The sequence below is a fragment of the Mycobacterium nebraskense genome, assembly GCF_002102255.1.
In the GTDB taxonomy this organism is placed as follows: Bacteria; Actinomycetota; Actinomycetes; order Mycobacteriales; family Mycobacteriaceae; genus Mycobacterium; species Mycobacterium nebraskense.
The window spans coordinates 25,290-48,020 of the sequence record NZ_LQPH01000172.1 but is presented as its reverse complement, the minus strand read 5'-3'; the positions used below and the strand labels follow the sequence as shown (position 1 = coordinate 48,020).

At 67.2% G+C, this 22,731-nt stretch carries 19 protein-coding genes; 10 read left to right on the top strand and 9 right to left on the bottom strand.

Features of this window, described 5'->3' with window-relative positions; translation table 11 throughout:
- The 4 genes from AWC17_RS27240 to AWC17_RS27225 form a co-directional block, all read right to left on the bottom strand.
- On the bottom strand, positions 1 to 1,147 hold a 1,147-nt coding region (locus AWC17_RS27240; protein WP_085165515.1), incomplete at its 3' end, for a lytic transglycosylase domain-containing protein.
- A gap of 106 nt (positions 1,148 to 1,253) precedes the next feature.
- Positions 1,254 to 1,796 carry a DUF1003 domain-containing protein gene (locus AWC17_RS27235; RefSeq protein ID WP_046186887.1) on the bottom strand — a complete coding sequence of 181 codons (543 nt, stop codon included), beginning with the start codon at positions 1,794 to 1,796 and terminating at the stop codon, positions 1,254 to 1,256.
- Positions 1,793 to 3,100: a magnesium transporter MgtE N-terminal domain-containing protein gene (locus AWC17_RS27230; RefSeq protein WP_046186888.1), complete on the bottom strand. Its 1,308-nt coding sequence runs from the start codon at positions 3,098 to 3,100 to the stop codon at positions 1,793 to 1,795. Before AWC17_RS27230 ends, AWC17_RS27235 begins: the two co-directional genes overlap by 4 nt.
- Positions 3,101 to 3,170: 70 nt before the next feature.
- On the bottom strand, positions 3,171 to 3,779 hold the full coding sequence (locus AWC17_RS27225; protein ID WP_085165511.1) for a DUF4190 domain-containing protein: 609 nt from the start codon (positions 3,777 to 3,779) through the stop codon (positions 3,171 to 3,173).
- A gap of 159 nt (positions 3,780 to 3,938) precedes the next feature.
- On the opposite strand from AWC17_RS27225, the gene AWC17_RS27220 reads away from it, so the two are divergent.
- From AWC17_RS27220 to AWC17_RS27195, 6 genes are read left to right on the top strand one after another with little or no spacing between them, the layout of a single operon-like run.
- Positions 3,939 to 4,466, top strand: coding sequence for a general stress protein (locus tag AWC17_RS27220; protein ID WP_046186407.1), 528 nt, complete (start codon positions 3,939 to 3,941; stop codon positions 4,464 to 4,466).
- 26 nt (positions 4,467 to 4,492) lie between these two features.
- Positions 4,493 to 5,905: an extracellular solute-binding protein gene (locus tag AWC17_RS27215; RefSeq protein ID WP_046186410.1), complete on the top strand. Its 1,413-nt coding sequence runs from the start codon at positions 4,493 to 4,495 to the stop codon at positions 5,903 to 5,905.
- Positions 5,902 to 6,846, top strand: coding sequence for a carbohydrate ABC transporter permease (locus AWC17_RS27210; RefSeq protein ID WP_082123185.1), 945 nt, complete (start codon positions 5,902 to 5,904; stop codon positions 6,844 to 6,846). Before AWC17_RS27215 ends, AWC17_RS27210 begins: the two co-directional genes overlap by 4 nt.
- Positions 6,836 to 7,678, top strand: a complete 843-nt coding sequence (locus tag AWC17_RS27205) for a carbohydrate ABC transporter permease (protein WP_046186406.1) — start codon at positions 6,836 to 6,838, stop codon at positions 7,676 to 7,678. The genes AWC17_RS27210 and AWC17_RS27205 overlap by 11 nt, the downstream gene beginning before the upstream one ends.
- A 4-nt stretch (positions 7,679 to 7,682) precedes the next feature.
- Positions 7,683 to 8,861 carry an ABC transporter ATP-binding protein gene (locus tag AWC17_RS27200; protein WP_046186405.1) on the top strand — a complete coding sequence of 393 codons (1,179 nt, stop codon included), beginning with the start codon at positions 7,683 to 7,685 and terminating at the stop codon, positions 8,859 to 8,861.
- A gap of 2 nt (positions 8,862 to 8,863) precedes the next feature.
- The gene (locus AWC17_RS27195; protein WP_085165513.1) at positions 8,864 to 9,445 is read left to right on the top strand and encodes a suppressor of fused domain protein; all 582 of its coding nucleotides are present in this window, start codon (positions 8,864 to 8,866) and stop codon (positions 9,443 to 9,445) included.
- A gap of 12 nt (positions 9,446 to 9,457) precedes the next feature.
- Here AWC17_RS27195 and corA read toward each other — a convergent pair whose 3' ends face one another.
- A complete protein-coding gene (corA, locus tag AWC17_RS27190; protein ID WP_047322255.1) occupies positions 9,458 to 10,558 on the bottom strand; it encodes a magnesium/cobalt transporter CorA in 1,101 nt (366 codons plus the stop codon).
- 194 nt (positions 10,559 to 10,752) lie between these two features.
- On the opposite strand from corA, the gene AWC17_RS27185 reads away from it, so the two are divergent.
- The 3 genes from AWC17_RS27185 to AWC17_RS27175 all read left to right on the top strand — a co-directional run bounded on the left by AWC17_RS27185 (position 10,753) and on the right by AWC17_RS27175 (position 13,923).
- Positions 10,753 to 11,742 (top strand): malate dehydrogenase, encoded by a 990-nt coding sequence (locus AWC17_RS27185; protein WP_046185284.1) that lies wholly within the window; start codon positions 10,753 to 10,755, stop codon positions 11,740 to 11,742.
- Positions 11,743 to 11,863: 121 nt separating this feature from the next.
- The gene (locus AWC17_RS27180; protein ID WP_046185283.1) at positions 11,864 to 13,060 is read left to right on the top strand and encodes an NAD(P)-dependent malic enzyme; all 1,197 of its coding nucleotides are present in this window, start codon (positions 11,864 to 11,866) and stop codon (positions 13,058 to 13,060) included.
- Positions 13,057 to 13,923: a glycine betaine ABC transporter substrate-binding protein gene (locus AWC17_RS27175; RefSeq protein WP_046185282.1), complete on the top strand. Its 867-nt coding sequence runs from the start codon at positions 13,057 to 13,059 to the stop codon at positions 13,921 to 13,923. The genes AWC17_RS27180 and AWC17_RS27175 overlap by 4 nt, the downstream gene beginning before the upstream one ends.
- Before the next feature lie 60 nt (positions 13,924 to 13,983).
- Here AWC17_RS27175 and AWC17_RS27170 read toward each other — a convergent pair whose 3' ends face one another.
- The 4 genes from AWC17_RS27170 to AWC17_RS27155 all read right to left on the bottom strand — a co-directional run bounded on the left by AWC17_RS27170 (position 13,984) and on the right by AWC17_RS27155 (position 20,523).
- On the bottom strand, positions 13,984 to 14,835 hold the full coding sequence (locus AWC17_RS27170; RefSeq protein WP_046185281.1) for an SDR family NAD(P)-dependent oxidoreductase: 852 nt from the start codon (positions 14,833 to 14,835) through the stop codon (positions 13,984 to 13,986).
- Positions 14,836 to 14,904: 69 nt separating this feature from the next.
- Positions 14,905 to 15,732 carry an SDR family NAD(P)-dependent oxidoreductase gene (locus AWC17_RS27165; RefSeq protein WP_046185280.1) on the bottom strand — a complete coding sequence of 276 codons (828 nt, stop codon included), beginning with the start codon at positions 15,730 to 15,732 and terminating at the stop codon, positions 14,905 to 14,907.
- A gap of 93 nt (positions 15,733 to 15,825) precedes the next feature.
- Positions 15,826 to 19,551, bottom strand: coding sequence for a multifunctional oxoglutarate decarboxylase/oxoglutarate dehydrogenase thiamine pyrophosphate-binding subunit/dihydrolipoyllysine-residue succinyltransferase subunit (locus tag AWC17_RS27160; RefSeq protein WP_047322232.1), 3,726 nt, complete (start codon positions 19,549 to 19,551; stop codon positions 15,826 to 15,828).
- 192 nt (positions 19,552 to 19,743) lie between these two features.
- Positions 19,744 to 20,523 carry a hypothetical protein gene (locus AWC17_RS27155; protein WP_141224814.1) on the bottom strand — a complete coding sequence of 260 codons (780 nt, stop codon included), beginning with the start codon at positions 20,521 to 20,523 and terminating at the stop codon, positions 19,744 to 19,746.
- Between the two features lie 224 nt (positions 20,524 to 20,747).
- On the opposite strand from AWC17_RS27155, the gene AWC17_RS27150 reads away from it, so the two are divergent.
- A complete protein-coding gene (locus AWC17_RS27150) occupies positions 20,748 to 22,724 on the top strand; it encodes an MFS transporter (RefSeq protein ID WP_047322233.1) in 1,977 nt (658 codons plus the stop codon).
- The last annotated feature ends 7 nt before the right edge of the window (positions 22,725 to 22,731 follow it).

Genomic DNA, 22,731 nt, shown 5'->3' with positions numbered 1-22,731 from the left:
GACCGGCCATCGGCGGCGCCCACGGCGGGGCGGCGTTGGGCGGCGGGTTCTGGGGGCCGACGCAGATCACCGTGCAGCCGGGCAGTCGGGTCGGCGCCTGCTGTGGCGTGGGGACCATCCACGAAAACATCGGCGGCGGACCGCCGCTCTGCGGTTGGGTGAGGTCGATCAGCGGCATGCGCGCCAGCGGATCATCCGACGGCAACCCGTTGATGTTCATCGGCAGGTTGGGGCCGAGTCCCTCGGGATGCTCGAAGTGCGCGTCGCCGAGCGGTGGCGGCGGGCCCGTCATCGGAGGCAGGTCGACCGGAACCACACCGGTGGCGTACGCCGAGGCCCACCCCAGCACGTTCTGCGCGTAAGCCACCGAGTTGTTGTAGCGCAGGATCGCGGCCATCACCTGCGACGGGTCGCGCAGGTTGAGGCCGCCGCTGCACAGGTAGCGCGCCGCGGCCAGCGTGGCGTCGAACAGGTTCTGCGGATCGGCAACGCCGTCGCCTTTGCCGTCGGAGGCGTATCGCGCCCAGGTACCGGGCAAGAACTGCATCGGCCCCATCGCGCGGGCGTAGGTGGGCCGATTGCCAGCGCTGCTCTGGAGGATGACCTCGTTGCCCGGCAGCGTGCCGTCCAGCGTTGGGCCGTAGATCGGGACGACGGCGGTGCCGCGCGCGTCAACCGCGCCGCCGCCGGCATGGCCCGACTCGATGCGCCCGATCCCGGCCAGCAAGTTCCAGCTGACGCCGCAGTTCGGGGCGGCTACGGCCATCTTTTGCTCGGCACTGCGATAGGCCGCCAGCGCGATGCTCGGAATGCCAAGCGCCCCAGGCGCGTTCACGATCATCGCCGGCGGGGGTGCCGACAATGCGGGTTCGGCGACGTGGAAGGCGATCGGGGAACGGTCGATGGGCACGACGGCCGGCCCCGAGAGGTCGGGGACGGCAGGGGATACCGCGGCCACGGGGGCGATGTTCGCGTGCACCGGGGGGAGTTTTTCGGGGAGCGAAGGCGCCGCCCCGCTCACTGCTCCCGCGAAGACCAGGGGAGTGATGGTTGCTACGCCGAACGCACGCGTCCTTGTAACCTGAAGTGCTCGCTGGCGCTCCGCCGCGGCGGCCGGGCGTGCACCCCGGCGTCCCCCAATGCGCACTCGACCGTCCTAGGTATGTGAGCTGGTCAACTGCTCTCTTAGCCGTGAACTAGATCACCATACATAACTCTTGTGACCAGAGTGGCGCAATGGTCGGAACTGGTTCTTACCCCGATTTCTTAACATTGCGGTCCCCGCCGGCACCGCCCTGCACCGCCTCGGAGTGCTTGGATTCGGTGTCCAAATCGGCCAGCAGCGAGCGCAGTTCCTCGAGCTTGTCGCGCAGATATTCGCGGGTCACGACCTCGCCGACCGCCAGTCGCACCGCGGCGAGTTCGCGGGCCAGGAATTCGGTGTCGGCCTTGGTCTGCGCCGCCCGATGGCGATCTTGTCCGAGCGCGACCCGATCGCGATTTTCCTGACGATTCTGGGCGAGCAGGATCAGCGGCGCCGCGTACGCGGCCTGTGTGGAGAAGGCCAGGTTGAGCAGGATGAAGGGGTACGGGTCCCAGCGCAGTCCCACCGCGAACAGGTTCACCGCAATCCACGCCACCACCAGGATCGTCTGCACCAGCAGGTAGCGGCCGGTGCCGAAGAAACGCGCGATGGACTCGGTGATCTGGCCGACGGCCTCGGGGTCCAGGCGCGGCGAGTACCTGCGCGACGTCCGCGGGGTGGAGAGCCGGCGCGGTGCCGAGGACTTGCTCACGCGGATCCTCCCAGTTCGTCGAGCCGCCCGGCGGCGTCGAGCGCCTGCACATCCACTCGCCAGTCATGCGGCAACAAGTGATCGAGGAGATCGTCCACCGTCACCGCGCCCAATAGGTGGTTCTGGTCATCGAGCACCGGTCCGCACACCAGGTTGTACGCGGCCAGGTAGCGGGTCACCGCCCCCAGCGGCGTTTCCGGCGTCAGGGTCAGCAGGTCGGTGTCGACTATCCCACCGACCAGCTCCGCCGGTGGTTCGCGAAGCAGCCGCTGCAGCTGCACACATCCCAAGTACCGACCGGTGGGTGTGGCCGTGGGCGGGCGCGCCACGAACACCATGGACGAGAGGGCGGGGGTGAGGTCGGGGTCGCGGACGCGGGCCAGCGCCTCGGCGACCGACGTGTCGGGCGTCAGCACCACCGGATCCGACGTCATCAGGCCACCCGCCGTGTCGGGCGAATGCGCCAGCAGCCGACGCACGGGCGCCGAATCATCGGGGTCCATTCGGGTCAGCAGCATCTCGGCGTCCGTCGGATTCAGCACGCCGAGCAGATCGGCGGCATCGTCGGGATCCATCTCCTCGAGCACGTCGGCCGAACGGTCAGCGCCCAGCTCGGACAGCACGTCGGCCTGGTCCAGCTCGGGCAGTTCCTGCAGGACGTCGGCCAACCGGTCGTCGTCGAGCGCTTTGAGCACCTCGTAGCGGCGCTTGGACGGCAGGCCGCGGATGGCGTCGGCCACATCGACCGCCTTCCAGCCCTCGAACTGGTCCAGCAGCTGCGCCACCCCCTGGCCCGGCAGCGCCAGCGCCGACGGGGTCAGGCCCTGCACGTTGTGCCAATCCACGACGTGCACGGGGCCGCGCCGGCCGAGCCGCCGCTGGCTGCGGACGGCGACCCGGCTCACCATCCAGTCGCGGGTGCGGGTTTGTTCGATGCCCAGGTCGGTCACGACGACGTCGAGGCCGGCCAGCTCGGGCAGCGCTGGATCGTTGACTTTGACCTGGGTGTCGAGCACCTGACCGATCGCGAGCACCTCGCCCGGGCGCTGTTCGAAGTGGCGCAGGGACACGCTGCCGGTGTTGAGCGTGACGGCCTCCGGCTCGATCGCGGCGACCCGCAGCATCGGGATGAAGATGCTGCGCCGCGTCGCCAGATCAACGACCAGCCCCAACACGCGCGGTTGCTGACGCACGATGCTGATGCTGATCACGACATCGCGGATCCGGCCGAAGGACTCGCCGAGTGGACCCAGCACCAACATCCGCGAGAGCCGGGCGATGTACACCCTGTTGACCGATGCCATGGGGAAAGCCTAGGCAGCCGCGGTTGGCACGGCAGCTGGCGGCGGTGTCGGACCCCGTTGAGGGAGGTTGCTAACGCGAGTGCATCGCGAACAGGACGACGATCGTTGTGACCACCAGGGTGGCGATGCCGATAGCGATGCCGGCGACGGCGAGACCGTAGCCGTCTTGCTGGGTGCGCTTGATCTGATTGATCGCGACTGCGCCCAGCACAATGGCGACAATCGAGCCGAGACAGCAGCAGAACACGCCGGTGAACGACGAGATGAGCGACGCGATAGCGAGCTTATTTGTCCCCGGTTTCACTCCGCTCGGCGGTCCGTAGCCGCCCCGGTAGTCCGGTGCGGAGTAGTAGCCGCCCGGATAGTGCGGCGGCCCGTAGCCGGCGGGCGACCCCCCGAATTGGGGTGGCGCCGGCTGGTACGGCGGCGCGCCATAACCGGGCGGCTGGTCATAACCGGGCGGCGGCCCGTATCCGGGTGGGGGCGGCGGGTATTGGGCCGGATAGCCGGGGTGGTACTCGGTGGGATAGCCCGGCGGCGGATATGCCGGGGGCGGATATTCGGGCGCCGGCGGTTCCCACGGAGCGTCTGGCTGTTGCGGGCCCCCGCTGCCGACGGGGGGCGGTTTGCCCTGGTCATCGTGGGCGCGTTCGCCGAAGCCATCGCCAGGCGCTGTCATGCTGTTCAACCTAGCCGATGCGCAGGTGGCGGATCGCCGTGCGCCGCCGGGCCACGTCGGAGGACGACGCCTTGTTTTCGCAGGTTGGCGCCCGGTCGCTCGATAGGCTAAGAGGGTCCGAGATGTGACGTTGGCCAGGGCGGAGGAGAATGAGCACCAATGACTAGTCCTTTCCAGCCCGGTCAAGTTCCCGGCGCCACGCCCCCAGGTGCGGCGGCCCGTCGGCATGGCGTCCCAGGGCTGCCGACGCCGCCCAAGGGTTGGCCGGTCGGGTCCTATCCCACCTACGCCGAGGCGCAGCGCGCCGTCGACTACCTCTCCGAACAGCAGTTCCCGGTTCAGCAGGTGATCATCGTCGGCGTCGACCTGATGCAGGTCGAACGGGTCACCGGCCGGCTGACGTGGGCCAAGGTGCTCGGCGGTGGTGTGCTCAGCGGGGCCTGGCTGGGCTTGTTCATCGGGTTGGTGCTCGGCTTCTTCAGCCCGAATCCATGGGCCGCGCTGGCCACCGGCCTGGTCGCCGGTGTCTTCTTCGGTCTGATCACCTCCGCCGTCCCGTACGCGATGGCCCGTGGCACAAGGGATTTCAGCTCGACCATGCAGCTGGTGGCCGGCCGCTACGACGTGCTCTGCGATCCGCAGAACGCGGAGAAGGCACGGGACCTGTTGGCGCGCTTAGCGATTTGAGGCCGCGCGCGAGAGGTGTGAATTCGGTGGTGAATCGTCGTGGGCGCCTGCGCCGGATGGGTGCCATTGCGTTGGCGACGGTGACCATCACCGCGGCGGTGGAGGCCTGCGGGTCCGCCGGCAATGGGCTGGTGATCACCTTCTTCACACCGGCCACCGATTCGGCTGCGTTCAATTCGGTCGCTCAAGAGTGCACCAAGCAATTGGGAGGCCGGTTCGCCGTCCAGCACGTGAGCCTGCCGCGGGGGCCCGGGGAGCAGCGAGTGCAGTTGGCGCGGCGGCTGAGCGCTCACGACCGCGGGTTGGACGTGATGGCACTGGACGTGGTGTGGACCGCGGAGTTCGCCGAGGCGGGCTGGGCGCTGCCGCTATCCGACGACCCCGAAGGGCGGGCCGAGGCCGACGCCACCGTTGACACCTTGCCCGGCCCGCTGGCGACCGCCCGCTGGAAGCGCAAGCTGTATGCCGCGCCCGTCACCACCAATACGGAATTGCTGTGGTACCGGCCCGATTTGGTGAGACAACCGCCGCGGGACTGGGATGCAATGGTGGTCGAGGCCGCCCGGTTGCACGCCGCGGGCCAGCCCGCCTGGATCGCCGTTCAGGCGAACGAGGGTGAGGGCCTGGTGGTGTGGTTCAACACGCTGCTGGTGAGCGGCGGTGGTCAGGTGCTCTCCGAGGACGGCAGCCGGGTCACCTTGACCGACACACCCGCGCACAGGGCCGCGACCGTCGACGCGCTGCGCATCCTCAAGTCGGTGGGCACCGCCCCGGGGGCCGACCCGTCGATCACCCGGACCGACGAAGGCACGGCGCGCCTGGCGGTCGAACAGGGCAAGGCCGCACTGGAAGTCAACTGGCCGTATGTGCTGGCCTCCATGCTGGAGAACGCGGTGAAGGGCGGTGTCCCCTTCCTGCCGCTGAACCGAATTCCGGCCCTGGCCGGCAGCATCAACGACGTCGGGACGTTTGTGCCCAGCGACGACCAATTTCGCATCGCCTACGCCGCGAGCCAGAAAGTCTTCGGTTTCGCGCCGTATCCCGGTGTGGCGCCGGGCCAACCGGCCAAGGTGACGATCGGCGGCTTGAACCTGGCGGTGGCCAGCACCACCCGCCACCGAGCGGAGGCGTTCGAAGCCGTGCGCTGCCTGCGCAGCCTGCAGAGCCAGAAGTACGTTTCGATGGAAGGTGGCCTGCCCGCGGTGCGGACTTCGTTGTACTCCGACCCGCAGTTCCAGACCAAGTATCCGATGTACACCGTCATCCGCCGGCAACTCACCGACGCCGCCGTGCGGCCGGCGACGCCGGTGTATCAGGCGTTGTCGCTGCGGCTGTCGGCGGTGCTGAGCCCCATCACCCGGATCGACCCGGAGCGGACGGCCGACGAGCTCACCGCGCAGGCGCAGAAGGCCATCGACGGTAAGGGGCTGTTGCCTTGACAGCGACTGCCGTAGAGCCCGGGCGGGCCGCCGTCGCGCCGCGTGCTCGTACCCGAAACCGACTGTCGGAACGGCGACTTGCCTTCGTGCTCGTCGCGCCGGCGTCGATTCTGATGCTGGCGGTGACGGCCTATCCGATCGGCTACGCGGTGTGGCTGAGCCTGCAGCGCAACAATCTCGCCACCCCCAACGACACCGCGTTCGTCGGGCTGAGCAACTACCAAACGATCCTGACCGACCGGTATTGGTGGACTGCGCTGGCCGTAACGCTGGGCATCACAGTGGTTTCGGTGTCGCTCGAGTTCGTGTTGGGCCTGGTGCTGGCGTTGGTGATGCACCGGACCCTGGTCGGGAAGGGTCTGGTGCGCACCGCGGTGCTCATCCCGTACGGCATCGTCACCGTGGTCGCGTCGTACAGCTGGTACTACGCGTGGACCCCCGGAACCGGCTATTTGGCCAACCTTTTGCCGCACGGCTCGCCTTTTACCCAAGCGCCTCTGACACAGCAGCTCCCGTCGCTGGGCATCGTCGTCCTCGCCGAGGTCTGGAAGACGACGCCTTTCATGTCGCTGCTGCTGCTGGCCGGGTTGGCGCTGGTGCCCGAGGACTTGCTGAAGGCTGCCCAAGTCGACGGCGCCGGGCCGTGGCGGCGGCTGATGCGCATCACCTTGCCGATCATCAAGCCGGCGGTCGTGGTCGCGTTGCTGTTCCGGACGCTGGACGCCTTCCGCATCTTCGACAACATCTACGTACTGACCGCCGGCGCCAACAACACCGACTCGGTATCAATCCTGGGTTATAACAACCTGTTCAAGGGGTTCAATGTCGGATTGGGCTCGGCGATCAGCGTGCTGATCTTCGTCTGCGTGGGCGTGATCGCGCTTGTCTACATCAAGGTGTTCGGCGCGGCGGCGCCCGGTGGTGACATCGATGGCCGCTAACTGGGGAGGCTCCCGGCGGGCCTGGGCCGGCTGGGTCCTTCTAGACACCGTCGTGGTGGTGTACGCGCTTCTTCCGGTGTTGTGGATCCTCAGCCTCTCGCTCAAGCCGACGTCAATGGTCAAGGACGGCAAGTTGATTCCGTCGTCCGTGTCCTTCGAGAATTACCGGGGCATTTTCCGGGGTGACTTGTTCAGCGCGGCGCTGATCAACTCGATCGGGATCGGGTTGATCACGACCGCGATCGCAGTGGTGCTCGGCGCGATGGCGGCCTACGCGATTGCGCGGCTGAGCTTTCCCGGCAAGCGGATCCTGATCGGTGCCACCTTGCTGGTCACCATGTTCCCCGCGATCTCGCTCGTCACCCCGCTGTTCAACATCGAACGCTTCGTCGGTCTGTTCGACACCTGGCCTGGCCTGATCCTGCCCTACATCACGTTCGCTCTGCCGCTTGCCATCTACACGTTGTCGGCGTTTTTCCGGGAGATTCCGTGGGATCTGGAGAAGGCGGCCAAGATGGACGGCGCCACACCGGCCCAGGCTTTCCGCAAGGTGATCGTCCCGCTGGCCGCGCCTGGAGTGGTCACCGCGGCGATCCTGGTGTTCATCTTCGCCTGGAACGACCTGCTGCTGGCGCTGTCGCTGACCGCCACGAAGGCGGCGATCACCGCGCCGGTGGCCATCGCAAACTTCGGTGGCAGTTCGCAATTCGAGGAACCCACCGGATCGATCGCGGCCGGTGCCGTCGTGATCACGGTCCCGATCATCGGTTTTGTTCTAATCTTCCAACGACGAATCATCGCCGGGTTGACCTCTGGCGCGGTGAAGGGATAGCTCGATGGCCGAGATTGTGCTGGACCATGTCAGCAAGAGCTACCCGGACGGCGCCACGGCGGTGAAAGACCTCAGCATCACCATTGCCGACGGCGAGTTCCTCATCCTGGTCGGACCATCGGGGTGCGGTAAGACCACGACGTTGAACATGATTGCCGGCCTGGAGGACATCTCGTCCGGGGAGCTGCGCATCGGCGGCGAACGAGTGAACGAGAAGGCGCCCAAGGATCGGGACATCGCGATGGTTTTCCAGTCGTACGCGCTGTACCCACACATGACCGTGCGGCAGAACATCGCGTTCCCGCTGACGCTGGCGAAGATGAAGAAGGCCGAGATCGCCCAGAAAGTGGAGGAGACCGCGAAAACCCTTGACCTGACTGAACTGCTCGACCGCAAGCCCTCCCAATTGTCGGGCGGGCAACGACAGCGGGTCGCGATGGGCCGGGCGATCGTGCGGCAGCCCAAGGCCTTCTTGATGGACGAGCCGCTGTCCAACCTGGACGCCAAGCTGCGCGTCCAGATGCGTGGCGAGATCGCCCGGCTGCAGAAGCGGCTGGGCACCACGACCGTCTACGTCACGCACGACCAGACCGAGGCCATGACGCTGGGCGACCGGGTGGTGGTGATGAGCGGCGGAATCGCGCAGCAGATCGGCACCCCGGACGAGCTCTACGAACACCCGGCCAACCTGTTCGTTGCGGGGTTCATCGGCTCGCCGGCCATGAACTTCTTCCCGGCCACGTTGACACCTATCGGGCTGACGCTGCCTTTCGGGGAGGTGATGCTGACACCGGAAGCCCAACAGGTGATCGCGCAACATCCGGCGCCGGAGAATGTCATCGTCGGGGTGCGGCCCGAGTATCTGCAGGACGCCGCATTGATCGACGGGTACCAGCGCATCAGGGCGCTCACCTTCGAGGTGAAGGTCGACATGGTTGAGTCGCTGGGCGCCGACAAGTACGTGTACTACTCCACCGCGGGGTGGGCGGCGCACTCCGTCCAGCTCGACGAGCTGGCCGCCGACGCCGACGCACACGAAAACCAGTTCGTGGCAAGGGTGCCCGCGGAATCCAAAGCGGCGATCGGGCAGTCGATAGAGCTGGCTTTCGACACCACGAAGCTTGCCGTTTTCGACGCCGGCTCCGGGGCGAACCTGACCATTGCGCCGGCCGAGGCGCAGTGACCCTGGACCAGGTGCGCGCGCATCTGCGCCGCCACTTCGCCGACGCCGAGCCCGATTCGGCGAGCGTGACATTCCTGGGCACCGAACCCATCGAGGTGCTGCGCTTCCGCGGGAGCGACGGGGTGGTGCACTACGTGTCGCTGGGCTGTTCGCGCTATCCGATGACCGACCCGACGCAGTTCGTCGATGACCACACGCGGGGCCCGCGCGCCGAAGTCGTGCTGCGCCTGCGCGATCCGGGGCCGGCCACGGGTATCGCCCGCAGCCTGGCGGTATTGGCGGCGACGCCGGCTGTCGAGGGCCTGGTGCTGACCGCCGACGCGCTGGTCGACCTCGGCTCACCGCTGTGGGCCGGGCCCGCGGGGCGGGCGCCGTTCACCGCGGTGTTGTTGGGCCCCAGCGATATCGACGAGCTGTCGCTGGAGCCGCCCCGCGACCCGGTGCAATTCCTCTCGGCGACTCCCATCACCGCGACCGAGGCGGCCTGGGTGCGGTTGAAGGGCGCCGAAGCCATGCGAGAGGCCTGGCAGAACGATGGCGTCGACGTGCTGAATCCGAATCGCCCTGCGGCGCAACCGGATTGATCAGGATGCGGCTCAGAGCCAGTTAACCTTCCGGAAGGTGAAGTACAACACCAGGCAGGCGGTAGTCATTATGCCGACCACCACCGGGTAGCTCCAGTGCCACTTCAGCTCGGGCATGAACTCAAAGTTCATGCCATAGATGCCCGCGATCATGGTCGGCACCGCGACGATGCCGGCCCAGGCCGATATCTTGCGCATGTCGCTGTTCTGCTGCATGCCGACTCGAGCCAATGCCGCCTGTATCAGCGAGTTGAGCATGTCGTCATAGCTGTTGATATGGTCTGCGGCCTCGGACTGGTGGTCGGCGATGTCGCGCAGGTAGCGCCGGACTTCTTTGGAAATCAGGTCCTTGTTTTCCATCTGCATTCGATGGAACGCGCCTGACAGCGGGTTGACGCACCGGCGTAGTTCGACGACCTCGCGTTTGAGGAGATAAATCGGTTCGACGTCGAGCTTGCGGCCCGGGGCGAACGCCACCTCCTCGATGCTGTCGATGTCGGCTTCGACCAGAGCGCTCACCTCGAGGTAATGGTCGACCACGTCGTCGGCGATGGCGTGCATCACCGCATACGGTCCCAGGCGCATCTGATCCGGGTCAGCTTCCATGCGCTTGCGCACCTCGGACAGTCCGCCGTGTTCGCCGTGGCGGACCGTGACCACGAATTCACCGCCGACGAAGACCATGATCTCGCCGGTTTCGACGATCTGGCGGGCCAGCACCACCGATTCATGCGGGACATAGGTGACTGTTTTCAGGACGAGAAACAGCGTGTCGTCGTAGCGCTCCAGCTTTGGTCGCTGATGTGCGCACACGGCGTCTTCGACCGCCAGCGGGTGCAGCCCGAAGATGTCGGCTACTTCCTGCATTTGTTCTGTGTCCGGCTCGCGCAGGCCGATCCAGACGAATCCCTCGTGCCCGAACATCTCGATCTGGCGCACTTTGTCGCGCGCCGCGGCATAGCTGAATTTCCCGGGTAGCCGGTGACCTTCGGCGTAGACGGCGCAATCTACCAACGCCTCAATGTGAGGACGCGCCACTGGCTCCAGATTCGGATGCGGCTCGTGCGCGAGCGGCCGAAGCGCTTCGGGCAATGCGTCAAAACCCTGGAACACATCCATCTCCGATCGCTGCGCAGGTCTGACCGGGCGGTGCTCCATGCTACGCGTCCAGGCTTCGTAAAGCGCGACGATCGGGTTGTGGCGGAATGCTGCGGTATCGGACCGGAGATTGGCAGCCGAGCAGGGTGCGCTAGTTTCGGAGCCGAGACCCGAATCTTCATGACTATCTCCACAAGGAGCATTCCGACGTGAGCGCAAGTCCTCTCAAGGTTGCCGTCACCGGCGCCGCCGGCCAGATCGGCTACAGCCTGCTGTTCCGCCTGGCCAGCGGTTCACTGCTGGGCCCGGACCGCCCGATCGAGCTGCGTCTGCTCGAGATCGAGCCGGCGCTCAAGGCGCTCGAGGGTGTCGTCATGGAGCTCGACGACTGCGCGTTCCCGCTGCTGTCCGGCGTTCAGATCGGCGCCGACGCGAACAAGATCTTCGACGGCGTGAATCTGGCGCTGCTGGTCGGCGCGCGGCCGCGTGGGCCGGGCATGGAGCGCAGCGATCTGCTGGAGGCCAACGGCGCGATCTTCACCGCGCAGGGTAAGGCGCTCAACTCCGTCGCCGCCGACGACGTCCGCATCGGCGTGACCGGCAACCCGGCAAACACCAACGCGCTGATCGCGCTGAGCAACGCCCCCGACATCCCCCGGGAGCGGTTCTCCGCGCTGACCCGCCTGGACCACAACCGGGCCATCTCGCAGCTGGCCAAGAAGACCGGCGCCAAGGTCACCGACATCAAGAAGATGACCATCTGGGGCAACCACTCCGCCACCCAGTACCCCGACATCTTCCACGCCGAGGTCGGCGGCAAGAACGCCGCCGAGGTGGTCAACGACCAGAGCTGGATCGAGAACGACTTCATCCCTACCGTCGCCAAGCGCGGCGCTGCGATCATCGATGCACGCGGCGCCTCCTCGGCCGCCTCGGCCGCGTCGGCGACCACCGACGCCGCACGCTCCTGGCTGCTGGGCAGCCCCGACGGTGACTGGGTCTCGATGGCGGTCTACTCCGACGGCTCCTACGGCGTGCCGGAGGGAATCGTGTCGTCCTTCCCGGTGACCACCAAGGACGGCAACTGGTCGATCGTGCAGGGGCTCGAGATCGATGACTTCTCCCGCGGCCGCATCGACAAGACCACCGCCGAGCTGGTCGACGAGCGCAACGCGGTGACAGAGCTCGGTCTGATCTAGCCGTGCCGATCGCACGCGCGGCGAAGCCGGGTGTAGCGGGTCGCCACTGAAATGAGCCGAGCGGGGAATCTGATCCCTCGCAGATTAGGCCTACTAATCGGTAGTTAGTACCCTGGGGCGCGTGTCCGAGTTGATTGAATCGATACAGACGCGCGCCGAACAAGCGATCACCGACGCGGAGATCTTCGAGGCACACGTGGGCGGCAAGCTTTCCGTAGGCTCGACAGCTCCGCTGGACACCCGGCGCGCCCTGTCGATCGCCTACACCCCGGGCGTGGCGCAGGTCAGTCGTGCGATAGCCGCCGATCACACTCAGGCCGCCCGTTACACGTGGGCGAACCGGCTGGTCGCCGTCGTCAGCGACGGCAGCGCGGTGCTGGGCCTGGGTGACATCGGGCCCGCGGCGTCGCTGCCGGTGATGGAGGGCAAGTGCGCCCTGTTTCAGGCGTACGGCGGCCTGAACGCGATCCCGATCGTGCTGGACACCAAGGATCCCGATGAGATCGTCGAAACCCTGGTGCGACTGCGCCCGACATTCGGCGCCGTCAACCTCGAGGACATCTCCGCGCCGCGCTGCTTCGAGATCGAACGGCGAGTCATCGAAGCGCTGGACTGCCCGGTGATGCACGACGACCAGCACGGCACGGCGATCGTCACATTGGCCGCACTCATGGGCGCCACCAAGTTGCTTGGCCGCGACATGACGTCGCTGCGGGTGGTGGTCTCCGGCGCCGGGGCCGCGGGTGTCGCGTGCACAAATCTCCTTCTGGCGATGGGTATTTCCGACATCACCGTGCTCGACTCCCGCGGGATTCTGCACACCGGCCGCGACGACATGAACAGCGTGAAGAGCGTTCTGGCGCAGCGCACGAACCCGGACGGTCTCACGGGCAGCATGGCGGAAGCGCTGCGCGGCGCCGACCTGTTTCTCGGGGTGTCGGGGGGTGTGGTGCCCGAGGAAATGATCGCCACGATGGCGCCCAATGCGATCGTCTTCGCGCTGTCCAACCCCGACCCGGAGATCCATCCGCAGGTCGCGGCCAAGTACACCGCGGTGGTGGCCACCGGCCGCAGCGACTTCCCCAACCAGATCAACAACGTGCTGGCATTCCCCGGCGTGTTTCGGGGTGCGCTGGATGTCGGCGCGCGCCGGATCACCGAAAAGATGATGGTTGCCGCGGCCGAGGCGATCTTCTCGGTTGTCAGTGACGACCTGGCTTTCGACCGGATCGTCCCGAGCCCGCTGGACCTGCGCGTCGGGGATGCGGTCGCCACGGCGGTGGCCCTGGCCGCGGACCCTGCAGACATCGCGGGGTGAGAACCGGCTGGCTGGCGGTGCCGCTGCTCGCCATACTCGTGGTGGCCGGCTGCAGGACCGACGCCGGCGACCACCGGGCCCGTCCGGAACTGGTGGTCGGCTCGGGGACGGATCCCGACTCGACGCTGCTGGCCGGCGTTTATGTGGCCGCGGTGCGGTCATACGGTTTCGCGGCGCGCGCCGAGACCGCTGACGATCCGATGGCGCGCCTCGACTCGGGCGCGTTCACTGTCGTCCCGGCCTTCACCGGCCGCAAGCTGCAAAGCCTGCAACCCGGCGCGGCGGCGATGTCCGACGCCGACGTCTACCGCGCGATGGTGGCCGCGCTACCCGAGGGTGTCGCCGCGGGCGACTATACGACCGCCGCGGAAGACAAACCCGTGCTCCTGGTCACGGGGGCCACCGCCAAGGCGTGGGGTGGCAGCGGCGTCAGCGCGGACTTGAGCACGCTGCCGAAGCACTGCGCCGGCTTGCTTGTCGGCACCGTCGCCGGGCGCCAGGCCCCGTCGACCGTGGGCACCTGCCGGCTTCCTGTTTCGCGCGAATTCCCGGACGAGGCAACGATGTTCGCTGCGGTGCGGACCGGACAGCTGACCGCGGCCTGGACGACCACCGCCGACCCGGGCCTGCCCGCCGACCTGGTCACGCTCGCCGACGGCAAGCCCGCACTGATACGGGCCGAGAACGTAGTGCCGCTGTATCGCCGCAACGCGCTGAGCGATCGGCAATTGCTGGCGATCAACGAAGTCGCCGGCGTGCTGGACACCGCGGCCCTGGTCGACATGCGCCGCCAGGTGGCCGGCGGAGCCGACCCGCAGGCGGTGGCCGGCGGGTGGTTGGCGGAACACCCGCTGGGGCGTTGAAACGTCAAGGCCGATGGACCCCGGCTCTCTTCGCGCGATTCCCGCGCTCATCGACCGGCGTCAGCGTTTGGGTAGCAGCCGGACCACCGCTTCCTTCACCCGGCCCGTGAAGCGTCCGCCCAGCAGGCGGTCGTATTCCGAGCCCGCCAGCCGCACTACCAGGTCCATGGCCTTGACGTCCGCGCCGACCAGCACCCGCGCCTTGTTCTTGTGCACGGCGGCCAAGATGACTTGGGCCGCTCGTTGCGGTGTGGTCTTGGCCTGTTGTTTCTCGAACAGGTCCGCCAAGCCATCCTGGTCGAGCCCGTCGGCGAAGATGGCGTTGCGGGCGAACCCCGTCTTCACGCCACCGGGGTGAACCGTCGTCACCCGCACTGGGTGGCCGGCCAGCACCATCTCCTGTCGCAGCGCCTCGGTGAAGCCGCGGACGGCGAACTTGGCCGAAACGTAAGCCGCCTGCCCGGGAGCCGAGAACAGGCCGAGCGCGCTCGAGATGTTGATGATGTGGCCGTCGCCGGAGGCGATCAGGTGCGGGAGGAACGCCTTGGTGCCGTTCACGACACCCCAGTAGTCGACGTCCATTACCCGTTCTATGTCCTTGAACCGGCTGTCTTCGATGGACCCGACGAACGTGATGCCGGCGTTGTTGTAGACCTGATTCACCTTGCCGAAGTGCTCGCGGACCGCGTCGGCGTAGGCCAGGAACGCCCCGCGCTCGGTCACGTCGAGCCGATCGGCTTTGACCGGCGCGCCGATGGCCTTCAGTTGTTCTTCGGTTTGCGCGAGCCCCGTGGCGTCTACATCGCTGATCGCGAGCCTGGCGCCCGCGCGGCCCAGTTCCAGGGCCAGCGCCTGGCCGATCCCCGAACCCGCGCCCGTCACCACGGCGACCTTGCCGGCGAACCCATGCATTGCGGTACTCCCTCGTGGCGGCGTGCTGCGTCAGGCTATCCGGTACCAACGGCCCTCGCTACGCTGGCATCACTGCTTGGGCAGCAAACGGCCCATGACGGGTCCGAACAGCTGCTGATAACCGGGGCCGGTCAGCCGCACCAAGGCGTCCAAAATTTTGGCGTCCGTGCCGACCAGTACCCGGGCCTTCTTCTTGCGCACCGCCTCCAGGATGATCTGGGCGGCTCGTTGCGGACTGGTCTTGGCCAGCCGTTTGTCGAACAGGCTGGCCAGCTGGGCCTGGTCCAGCCCCTCGGCGGCGGTGGCGTTGCGGGCAATCGCGGTTTTGATGCCGCCGGGGTGCACCGTGGTCACCGCCACCGGATGCCCGGCCGCCACCATCTCCTGTCGCAGCGCCTCGGTGAAGCCCCGGACCGCGAACTTGGCCGAGTTGTAGGCCGCCTGCCCGGGCACCGAGAAGAGCCCGAACACGCTCGAGACGTTGATGACGTGGCCGTCACCCGAGGCGATCAGGTGCGGGAGGAACGCCTTGGTGCCGTTGACCACGCCCCAGAAGTCGACGTCCATCACCCGCTCGATGTCCTTGAACTGGCTGACTTCGACGTCGCCGGTGAAGGCGATGCCGGCGTTGTTGTAGATCTGGTTCACCTTGCCGAAGTGCTCGCGGACCGCGTCGGCATAGGCCAGGAACGCCTCGCGCTCGGTCACGTCGAGCCGGTCGGATTTGACCTCGGCTCCGATCGCCTTCAACTGCGCCTCGGTCTCCGCCAGGCCCTCGACGTCGACGTCGCTGATCGCGACCTTGGCGCCCGAGCGAGCCAACTCAATGGCCAGCGCTCGCCCGATACCCGAACCCGCGCCCGTCACCACGGCGACCTTTCCGGCGAACCCTTGCATGAGCAACCTTCCTTGTCGGCTCGTTTGCGTCGAGGCTAGCCGGTACCGGCGGTCCCCGGTACCGGTGGGTGGGGCGCGGAATCCGTCGCCGGCCTAGCGGAAGGCCGTGTCGAGGATCTCCTGCTGCTCGACCGCGTGCACCTTGGACGAGCCCGACGACGGGGCCGACATGGCCCGGCGCGAGATGCGTTTGAGCCCGGTCAGCTTGTCGGGCAGCAGCTCCGGTAGCTCGAGGCCGAACCGCGGCCACGCGCCCTGGTTGGCCGGCTCCTCCTGCACCCAGAAGAACTCTTTGGCGCCCGGGTAGCGGTCCAGGGTCTCGTTGAGCCGGCGCTTCGGCAGCGGGGCGAGTTGCTCGATGCGCACGATCGCGACGTCGTCCCGGTTGTCCTTGGCCTTGCGCGCCGCCAGCTCGTAGTAGACCTTCCCGCTGGTCAGCAGGATCCTGGTGACCTTGCTGCGGTCACCGATGCCGTCCTCGTAGGTCGGCTCTTCGAGCACCGAGCGGAACTTGATCTCGGTGAAGTCCCTGACGTCGCTGACGGCGGCCTTGTTGCGCAGCATCGACTTGGGCGTGAACACGATCAGCGGCCGCTGCACACCGTCGAGGGCGTGCCGGCGCAACAGGTGGAAATAGTTGGACGGGGTCGACGGCACCGCGATCGTCATCGAACCCTCCGCCCACAGCTGCAGAAAGCGTTCGATGCGGCCCGAGGTGTGGTCGGGGCCCTGGCCTTCATGGCCGTGCGGCAGCAGCAGCACCACGTTGGACAGCTGACCCCATTTGGCCTCACCGGAGCTGATGAACTCGTCGATGATCGACTGCGCGCCGTTGACGAAGTCGCCGAACTGCGCCTCCCATAGCACCAGGGCGTCCGGGTTTCCCACGGTGTAGCCGTATTCGAAGCCGACGGCGGCGTACTCCGACAGCGGTGAGTCGTAGACCAGGAACTTGCCGCCGGTGGGAGTCCCGTCGGGGTTCGTCGCCAGCAGTTGCAGCGGGGTGAACTCTTCGCCGGTGTTGCGGTCGATGATCACCGAATGCCGCTGGGAGAAGGTGCCGCGCCGGGTGTCCTGGCCGGACAGCCGGACCAGCTTGCCCTCGGCCACCAGCGAACCCAGCGCCAGCAGCTCGCCGAAGGCCCAGTCGATCTTGCCTTCGTAGGCCATCTCCCGGCGCTTTTCCAGCACCGGCTGCACCCGCGGGTGCGTGCTGAAGCCCTCCGGCAGGGCGAGGAACGCATCACCGATGCGCGATAGCAACGCCTTGTCCACCGCCGTGGACAGGCCCGCGGGGAGCATCTGGTCGGCCTCGACGGATTCGCTGGGCGAAACGCCGTGTTTCTCCAGGTCCCGGACCTCGTTGAACACCCGCTCCAGCTGGCCCTGGTAGTCGCGGAGCGCGTCCTCGGCCTCCTTCAGCGAGATGTCACCGCGGCCGATCAGGGCTTCGGTGTAGCTCTTGCGGACCCCACGCTTGATGTCGACGACGTCGTACATGGCGGGGTTGGTCATCGACGGGTCGTCGCCCTCGTTGTGGCCGCGCTTGCGGTAGCACAGCATGTCGATGATGACGTCCTTCTTGAACTTCTGGCGGAAGTCCACGGCCAGCTGGGCGACCCACACGCAGGCTTCCGGGTCGTCGCCGTTGACGTGGAAGATCGGCGCCCCGATCATCTTGGCGACGTCGGTGCAGTATTCGCTGGATCGCGAATACTCCGGCGCCGTGGTGAAGCCGATCTGGTTGTTGACGATGATGTGGATGGTGCCGCCGACGCGGTAACCGGGCAGGTTCGCCAGGTTCAGCGTCTCGGCGACCACGCCCTGGCCGGCGAAGGCGGCATCACCGTGCAGCATCATCGGCACCACCGAGAAGGCCTTCTCGTCCCCGTCGTCGTGGGCGCCGCGGTTCAGCAGGTCCTGCTTGGCCCGGACCAGACCCTCGAGCACCGGGTCCACGGCCTCGAGGTGCGACGGGTTGGCGGTCAAAGACACCTGAATGTCGTTGTCGCCGAACATCTGCAGGTACACGCCGGTGGCACCTAGGTGGTACTTGACGTCACCGGAGCCATGCGCCTGCGACGGGTTGAGGTTGCCCTCGAACTCGCTGAAGATCTGCGAGTACGGCTTGCCGACGATGTTGGCCAGCACGTTGAGCCGGCCGCGGTGCGGCATCCCGATGACCACCTCGTCGAGGCCATGCTCGGCGCACTGGTCGATCGCCGCGTCCATCATCGGGATCACGCTTTCCGCACCCTCTAGCGAAAACCTTTTCTGTCCAACGTATTTGGTCTGCAGGAACGTCTCGAAGGCCTCGGCCGCGTTCAGCTTGCTCAGGATGAATTTCTGCTCGGCCACCGTCGGTTTGACGTGTTTGGTCTCAACACGCTGCTGCAGCCACTCTTGTTGCGACGGCTCGAGGATGTGGGTGTATTCCACGCCGATGTGGCGGCAGTAGGCGTCGCGCAGCAGGCCCAGCACGTCGCGCAGCTTCTTGTACTCGCAACCGGCGAAGCCGTTGACCTTGAACACCCGGTCGAGGTCCCACAGCGTCAGGCCGTGGTTGAGGATTTCGAGGTCGGGGTGGCTGCGGAACCGGCTGCCGTCCAACCGCAGCGGATCGATGTCGGCCATCAGGTGGCCGCGGTTGCGGTAGGCCGCGATCAACTCCATCACCCGGGCGGTCTTGTCGACGATCGAGTCCGGGTTGTCGGTGCTCCACCGCACCGGCAGGTACGGGTTGCCCAGTTCGCGGAAGATGTCGTCCCAGAACGCGTCCGACAGCAGCATCTCGTGGATGGTGCGCAGGAAGTCACCGGATTCCGCGCCCTGGATGATCCGGTGGTCGTACGTGGAGGTCAGCGTGATCAGCTTGCCGATCCCCAGCTCGGCGATGCGTTCCTCGCTGGCGCCCTGGAACTCGGCGGGGTATTCCATGGCGCCGACGCCGATGATGGCGCCCTGGCCGGTCATGAGCCGCGGCACCGAGTGCACGGTGCCGATGGTGCCGGGGTTGGTCAGCGAAATCGTCACGCCCGCAAAGTCTTCGGCGGTCAGCTTGCCGTCGCGGGCCCGCCGCACGATGTCCTCGTATGCGGTGACGAACTGCGCGAACCGCATGGTTTCGCAGCCCTTGATGCCGGCCACCACCAGTGAGCGTTTGCCGTCTTTGCCCTGCAGGTCGATGGCCAGACCTAGATTGGTGTGCGCCGGGGTGACCGCGGTGGGTTTGCCGTCGACCTCGGCGTAGTGCCGGTTCATGTTCGGGAACTTCTTGATCGCCTGCACCAGCGCGTAGCCCAGCAGGTGGGTGAAGGAGATCTTGCCGCCGCGCGTGCGCTTGAGCTGGTTGTTGATGACGATCCGGTTGTCGATGAGCAGCTTGGCCGGAACGGCGCGGACGCTGGTGGCGGTCGGCACGTCCAGCGAGGCGGACATGTTCTTGACGACGGCGGCCGCGGCGCCGCGCAGCGTCTGCAGTTCGTCGCCTTCGGCCGGTGGGGGAGTCGGGGCTTTGGGCTGCACTGGTGCTGCGGCTGGGGCGCCGTTGCCTGCGCTGCCCGCCGGCTTGGCGGGCGCAGCGGTCTGAGTCGACGGCTGCGCGGCCGGCGCGGGCTTTGCTTGCGGGGCGCTCGCGGCGGTCTGGCCGTCATCTGTGGTCGTGGCGCTCGAGGGCGATTCGCCGGTCGGCTCGGGGTTGTAGTCGACCAGGAACTCGTGCCAGCTCGGATCGACCGACGAGGGGTCGTCGCGGAACTTGCGGTACATCTCCTCGACCAGCCATTCGTTTTGTCCGAATGGTGAACTTATGTTGCTCACGACCGCTGTTCGCCTCAATTCCTCTGTCCTGCAAGCGCTTTAAGCAGCTGCTGCGCGGCGCCTGTACGTTTGTCGACCCCGGATTGTGGAGCATGTCACACCAGTGTCGATGCTCAACGTTTCCGCCCTATAAAGGCTAACCTTTCGCCAGCGATTCGCCAGGGAGACGGGGTAGGAACGGACCGCCGTCAGCTAGCCGGCTTCGGGGAACGGCGGCACCAGGTGCAGGGCGCGTGGCCAGCGCACCGGCGGGGTGCCGAATGCTCGGTTGGCGTTGCGGACGATCTTCTTGCCGGCGAAATAGTTGCCGACGGCCCCGACGACGATGCCGATTCCCACCGGAAGCAGCTTCCCGAACATCAGGACGCCGCGGCGCAGTGTGTACCGCTTGACCCACGACTTGAGCAACCGCGAGTTCAGCAGGGACATCGACGACAGCGGCACTGCGGCCACGGTCTCGGAAATCCAGGCGCCGTTGGTGCGGGCCGGGCCGAACAGCTGGGCGACTGTCTCCTTGCTGTTGTCGCCGACCAGCACGGACAGCACCAGGGCCCGGCGCCGTTCGCGGTGGTCGGCGGGGATGTCGTGCACCACCGCGACGGCCAACACGAAGAATGCGGTGGCTTCCAGGAACGTCACGGTCTCCGCCGCGGCGGCAGACAGCGCGCTCAACGTGCCGATGCCGGGGATGGTCGCCGCCGCGCCGACCGCCATGCCGCTGGCCGTCACCATGCCCACGTAGCGTTTCTGCAGCTTGGCGAGGATGTCGGCCGGGCCGCTGCTCGGGTGCGCGTTGCGCAGCCGGGACACGTAGGCCTCGGCCGCCGGGCCCTGGACCCGCGAGCTTCGCTCGATGACCTGGGCCAATGCCCGCGCGGATGCTTTGGGCCGGCCGTTGGTGGGCGTCGGCGCCTGATCCGCGTGCGACATGCTAAAAAACCGGTTCGAAGACCGCTTCCGTCGGGCCCGCATCTTGCCTCTCCTGCAAATGGCTTCCTACCAGGCTAACGTGCCCGCCGCGGAACACCGACCGAACACGAAACCTTCCGCCTGGTGTACCCCGGATCGGATCCATGCCTTCCCTCAATTGCCTCAGCGGCAATAATGCAGGCTGGATGTCCGTGACGGTCCGGGCCGGTCGACGAGATAGGCCCCGTGCAGTCACGCATCCTCGGGAGCTGAAACGAGGTGGGTAGATGACCACGGCGACGCCTCCGTCGTCCGGGGGCACCCGGCGCGCGGCGCCGAACCCAGCCCACTTCGCCCAGCGCTGGAACCTCCTCACCCAGAACTCGCCACAATCCCAGAAGCCCTGGAACGCGCTCTGGGCGATGATGATCGGCTTTTTCATGATCATGGTCGATTCGACCATCGTCGCCATCGCGAACCCGACGATCATGAACAGCTTGCACATCGGCTACGACACCGTGGTCTGGGTGACCAGCGCCTACCTGCTGGGTTATGCGGTCGTGTTGCTGGTGGCCGGGCGGCTCGGTGACCGATTCGGCACCAAGAACCTCTACCTGATCGGCCTGGTCGTGTTCACCGTCGCCTCGGTGTGGTGCGGGCTGTCGGGCAGCGCCGCCATGCTGATCACCGCCCGGGTCGTGCAGGGTGTCGGCGCCGGGGTGCTCACCCCACAGACCTTGTCGACGATCACCCGGATCTTCCCGCCGGAGCGCCGCGGCGTCGCGGTGAGCCTGTGGGGCGCCACCGCCGGCGTCGCCAGCCTGGTGGGCCCGCTGGTCGGCGGCGTGCTGGTCGACGGGCTGGGATGGCAGTGGATCTTCTTCGTCAACGTCCCCATCGGCGTGCTGGGGCTCGCGCTGGCGTACTGGCTCGTCCCGGTGCTAGCCACCCAGTCGCACCGGTTCGACCTGGTCGGAGTCGTGCTGTCCGGGGTGGGCATGTTCCTGATCGTGTTCGGGCTGCAACAGGGCCAGGCGGCGCACTGGGAACCCTGGATCTGGGCGATGATGGTCGCCGGCATCGGGTTCATGACGGTGTTCGTGTTCTGGCAGTCGATGAACACCGACGAGCCGCTGGTTCCCCTGGTGATTTTCGGAGACCGCGACTTCGGCCTGTGCAACGTCGGGGTGGCCATCATCTCGTTCGTCGCGACCGCGATGATGCTGCCGCTGACGTTCTACGCGCAGGCCGTGTGCGGCCTGTCGCCGACGCGCTCGGCCCTGCTGATCGCGCCGATGGCGATCGCCAACGGTGTGTTCGCGCCGTTCGTCGGCAGGATGGTCGACAAATACCATCCGCGGCCGGTCCTCGGTTTCGGCTTCTCGGTGCTGGCGATCGCGCTGACCTGGCTCACCTTCGAGATGTCGCCGGCCACGCCGATCTGGCGGCTGGTGTTGCCGTTCTTTGCGACGGGCGTCGGGATGGCATTCGTGTGGTCGCCGCTGACCGCCACCGCGACGCGCAACCTGCCGCCGCGCCTGGCCGGCGCGGGCTCCGCCGTGTACAACTCCGTCCGCCAGCTTGGCGCGGTGCTCGGAAGCGCCGGCATGGCCGCGTTCATGACGTCACGCATCGGCGCCGAGATGCCGCCGCAGCCGCCCGGCGGTTCGGGCGACGAGGCGGCCGCCGCCCTGCAACTGCCCGAGTTCCTGCGCGACCCGTTCGCGGCCGCCATGTCGCAATCGGTGCTGCTGCCCGCCTTCATCGCGCTGTTCGGGATCGTCGCCGCGCTGTTCTTGGTCGGCTTCGCGCCGTCGGGCATGGCAGGTGGCCTGCCCGAGGCGGGCGACGTGGTCGACGACGACTACGACGACGACGAGTACGTCGAATTCATCCTTCTTCGGGAATCCGAGCCCGCCCACACACCCCGCGCCGCATACGGTCGCGAAAGCGGCGCCGAGCCGCTGGCCGACCGCGTCGGCCGCCCGCGCCCGGCGCCGGCTGACGGGTGGCACGGCGGGCGGGATGACCCGGTTCCGCAACGCCAACCAATTGGCTTCGCGCACAACGGCTCTCACGTCGACAATCGCGAGCGCTTCCGTCCGGTCACCGAGCTTTCGGCACGCGCCTACCGGTCCGTGCCACCCGATCGGCTCGCACCGCGGCCGGAACGACCGCAGAACGGCTCGGCGCGCGGTCAGCGTCACCGCCGCGATCCCGACGACGACCCCACCGGCTACGGCCGGCACTCGTCCGGCAGCTAGGCCGGGC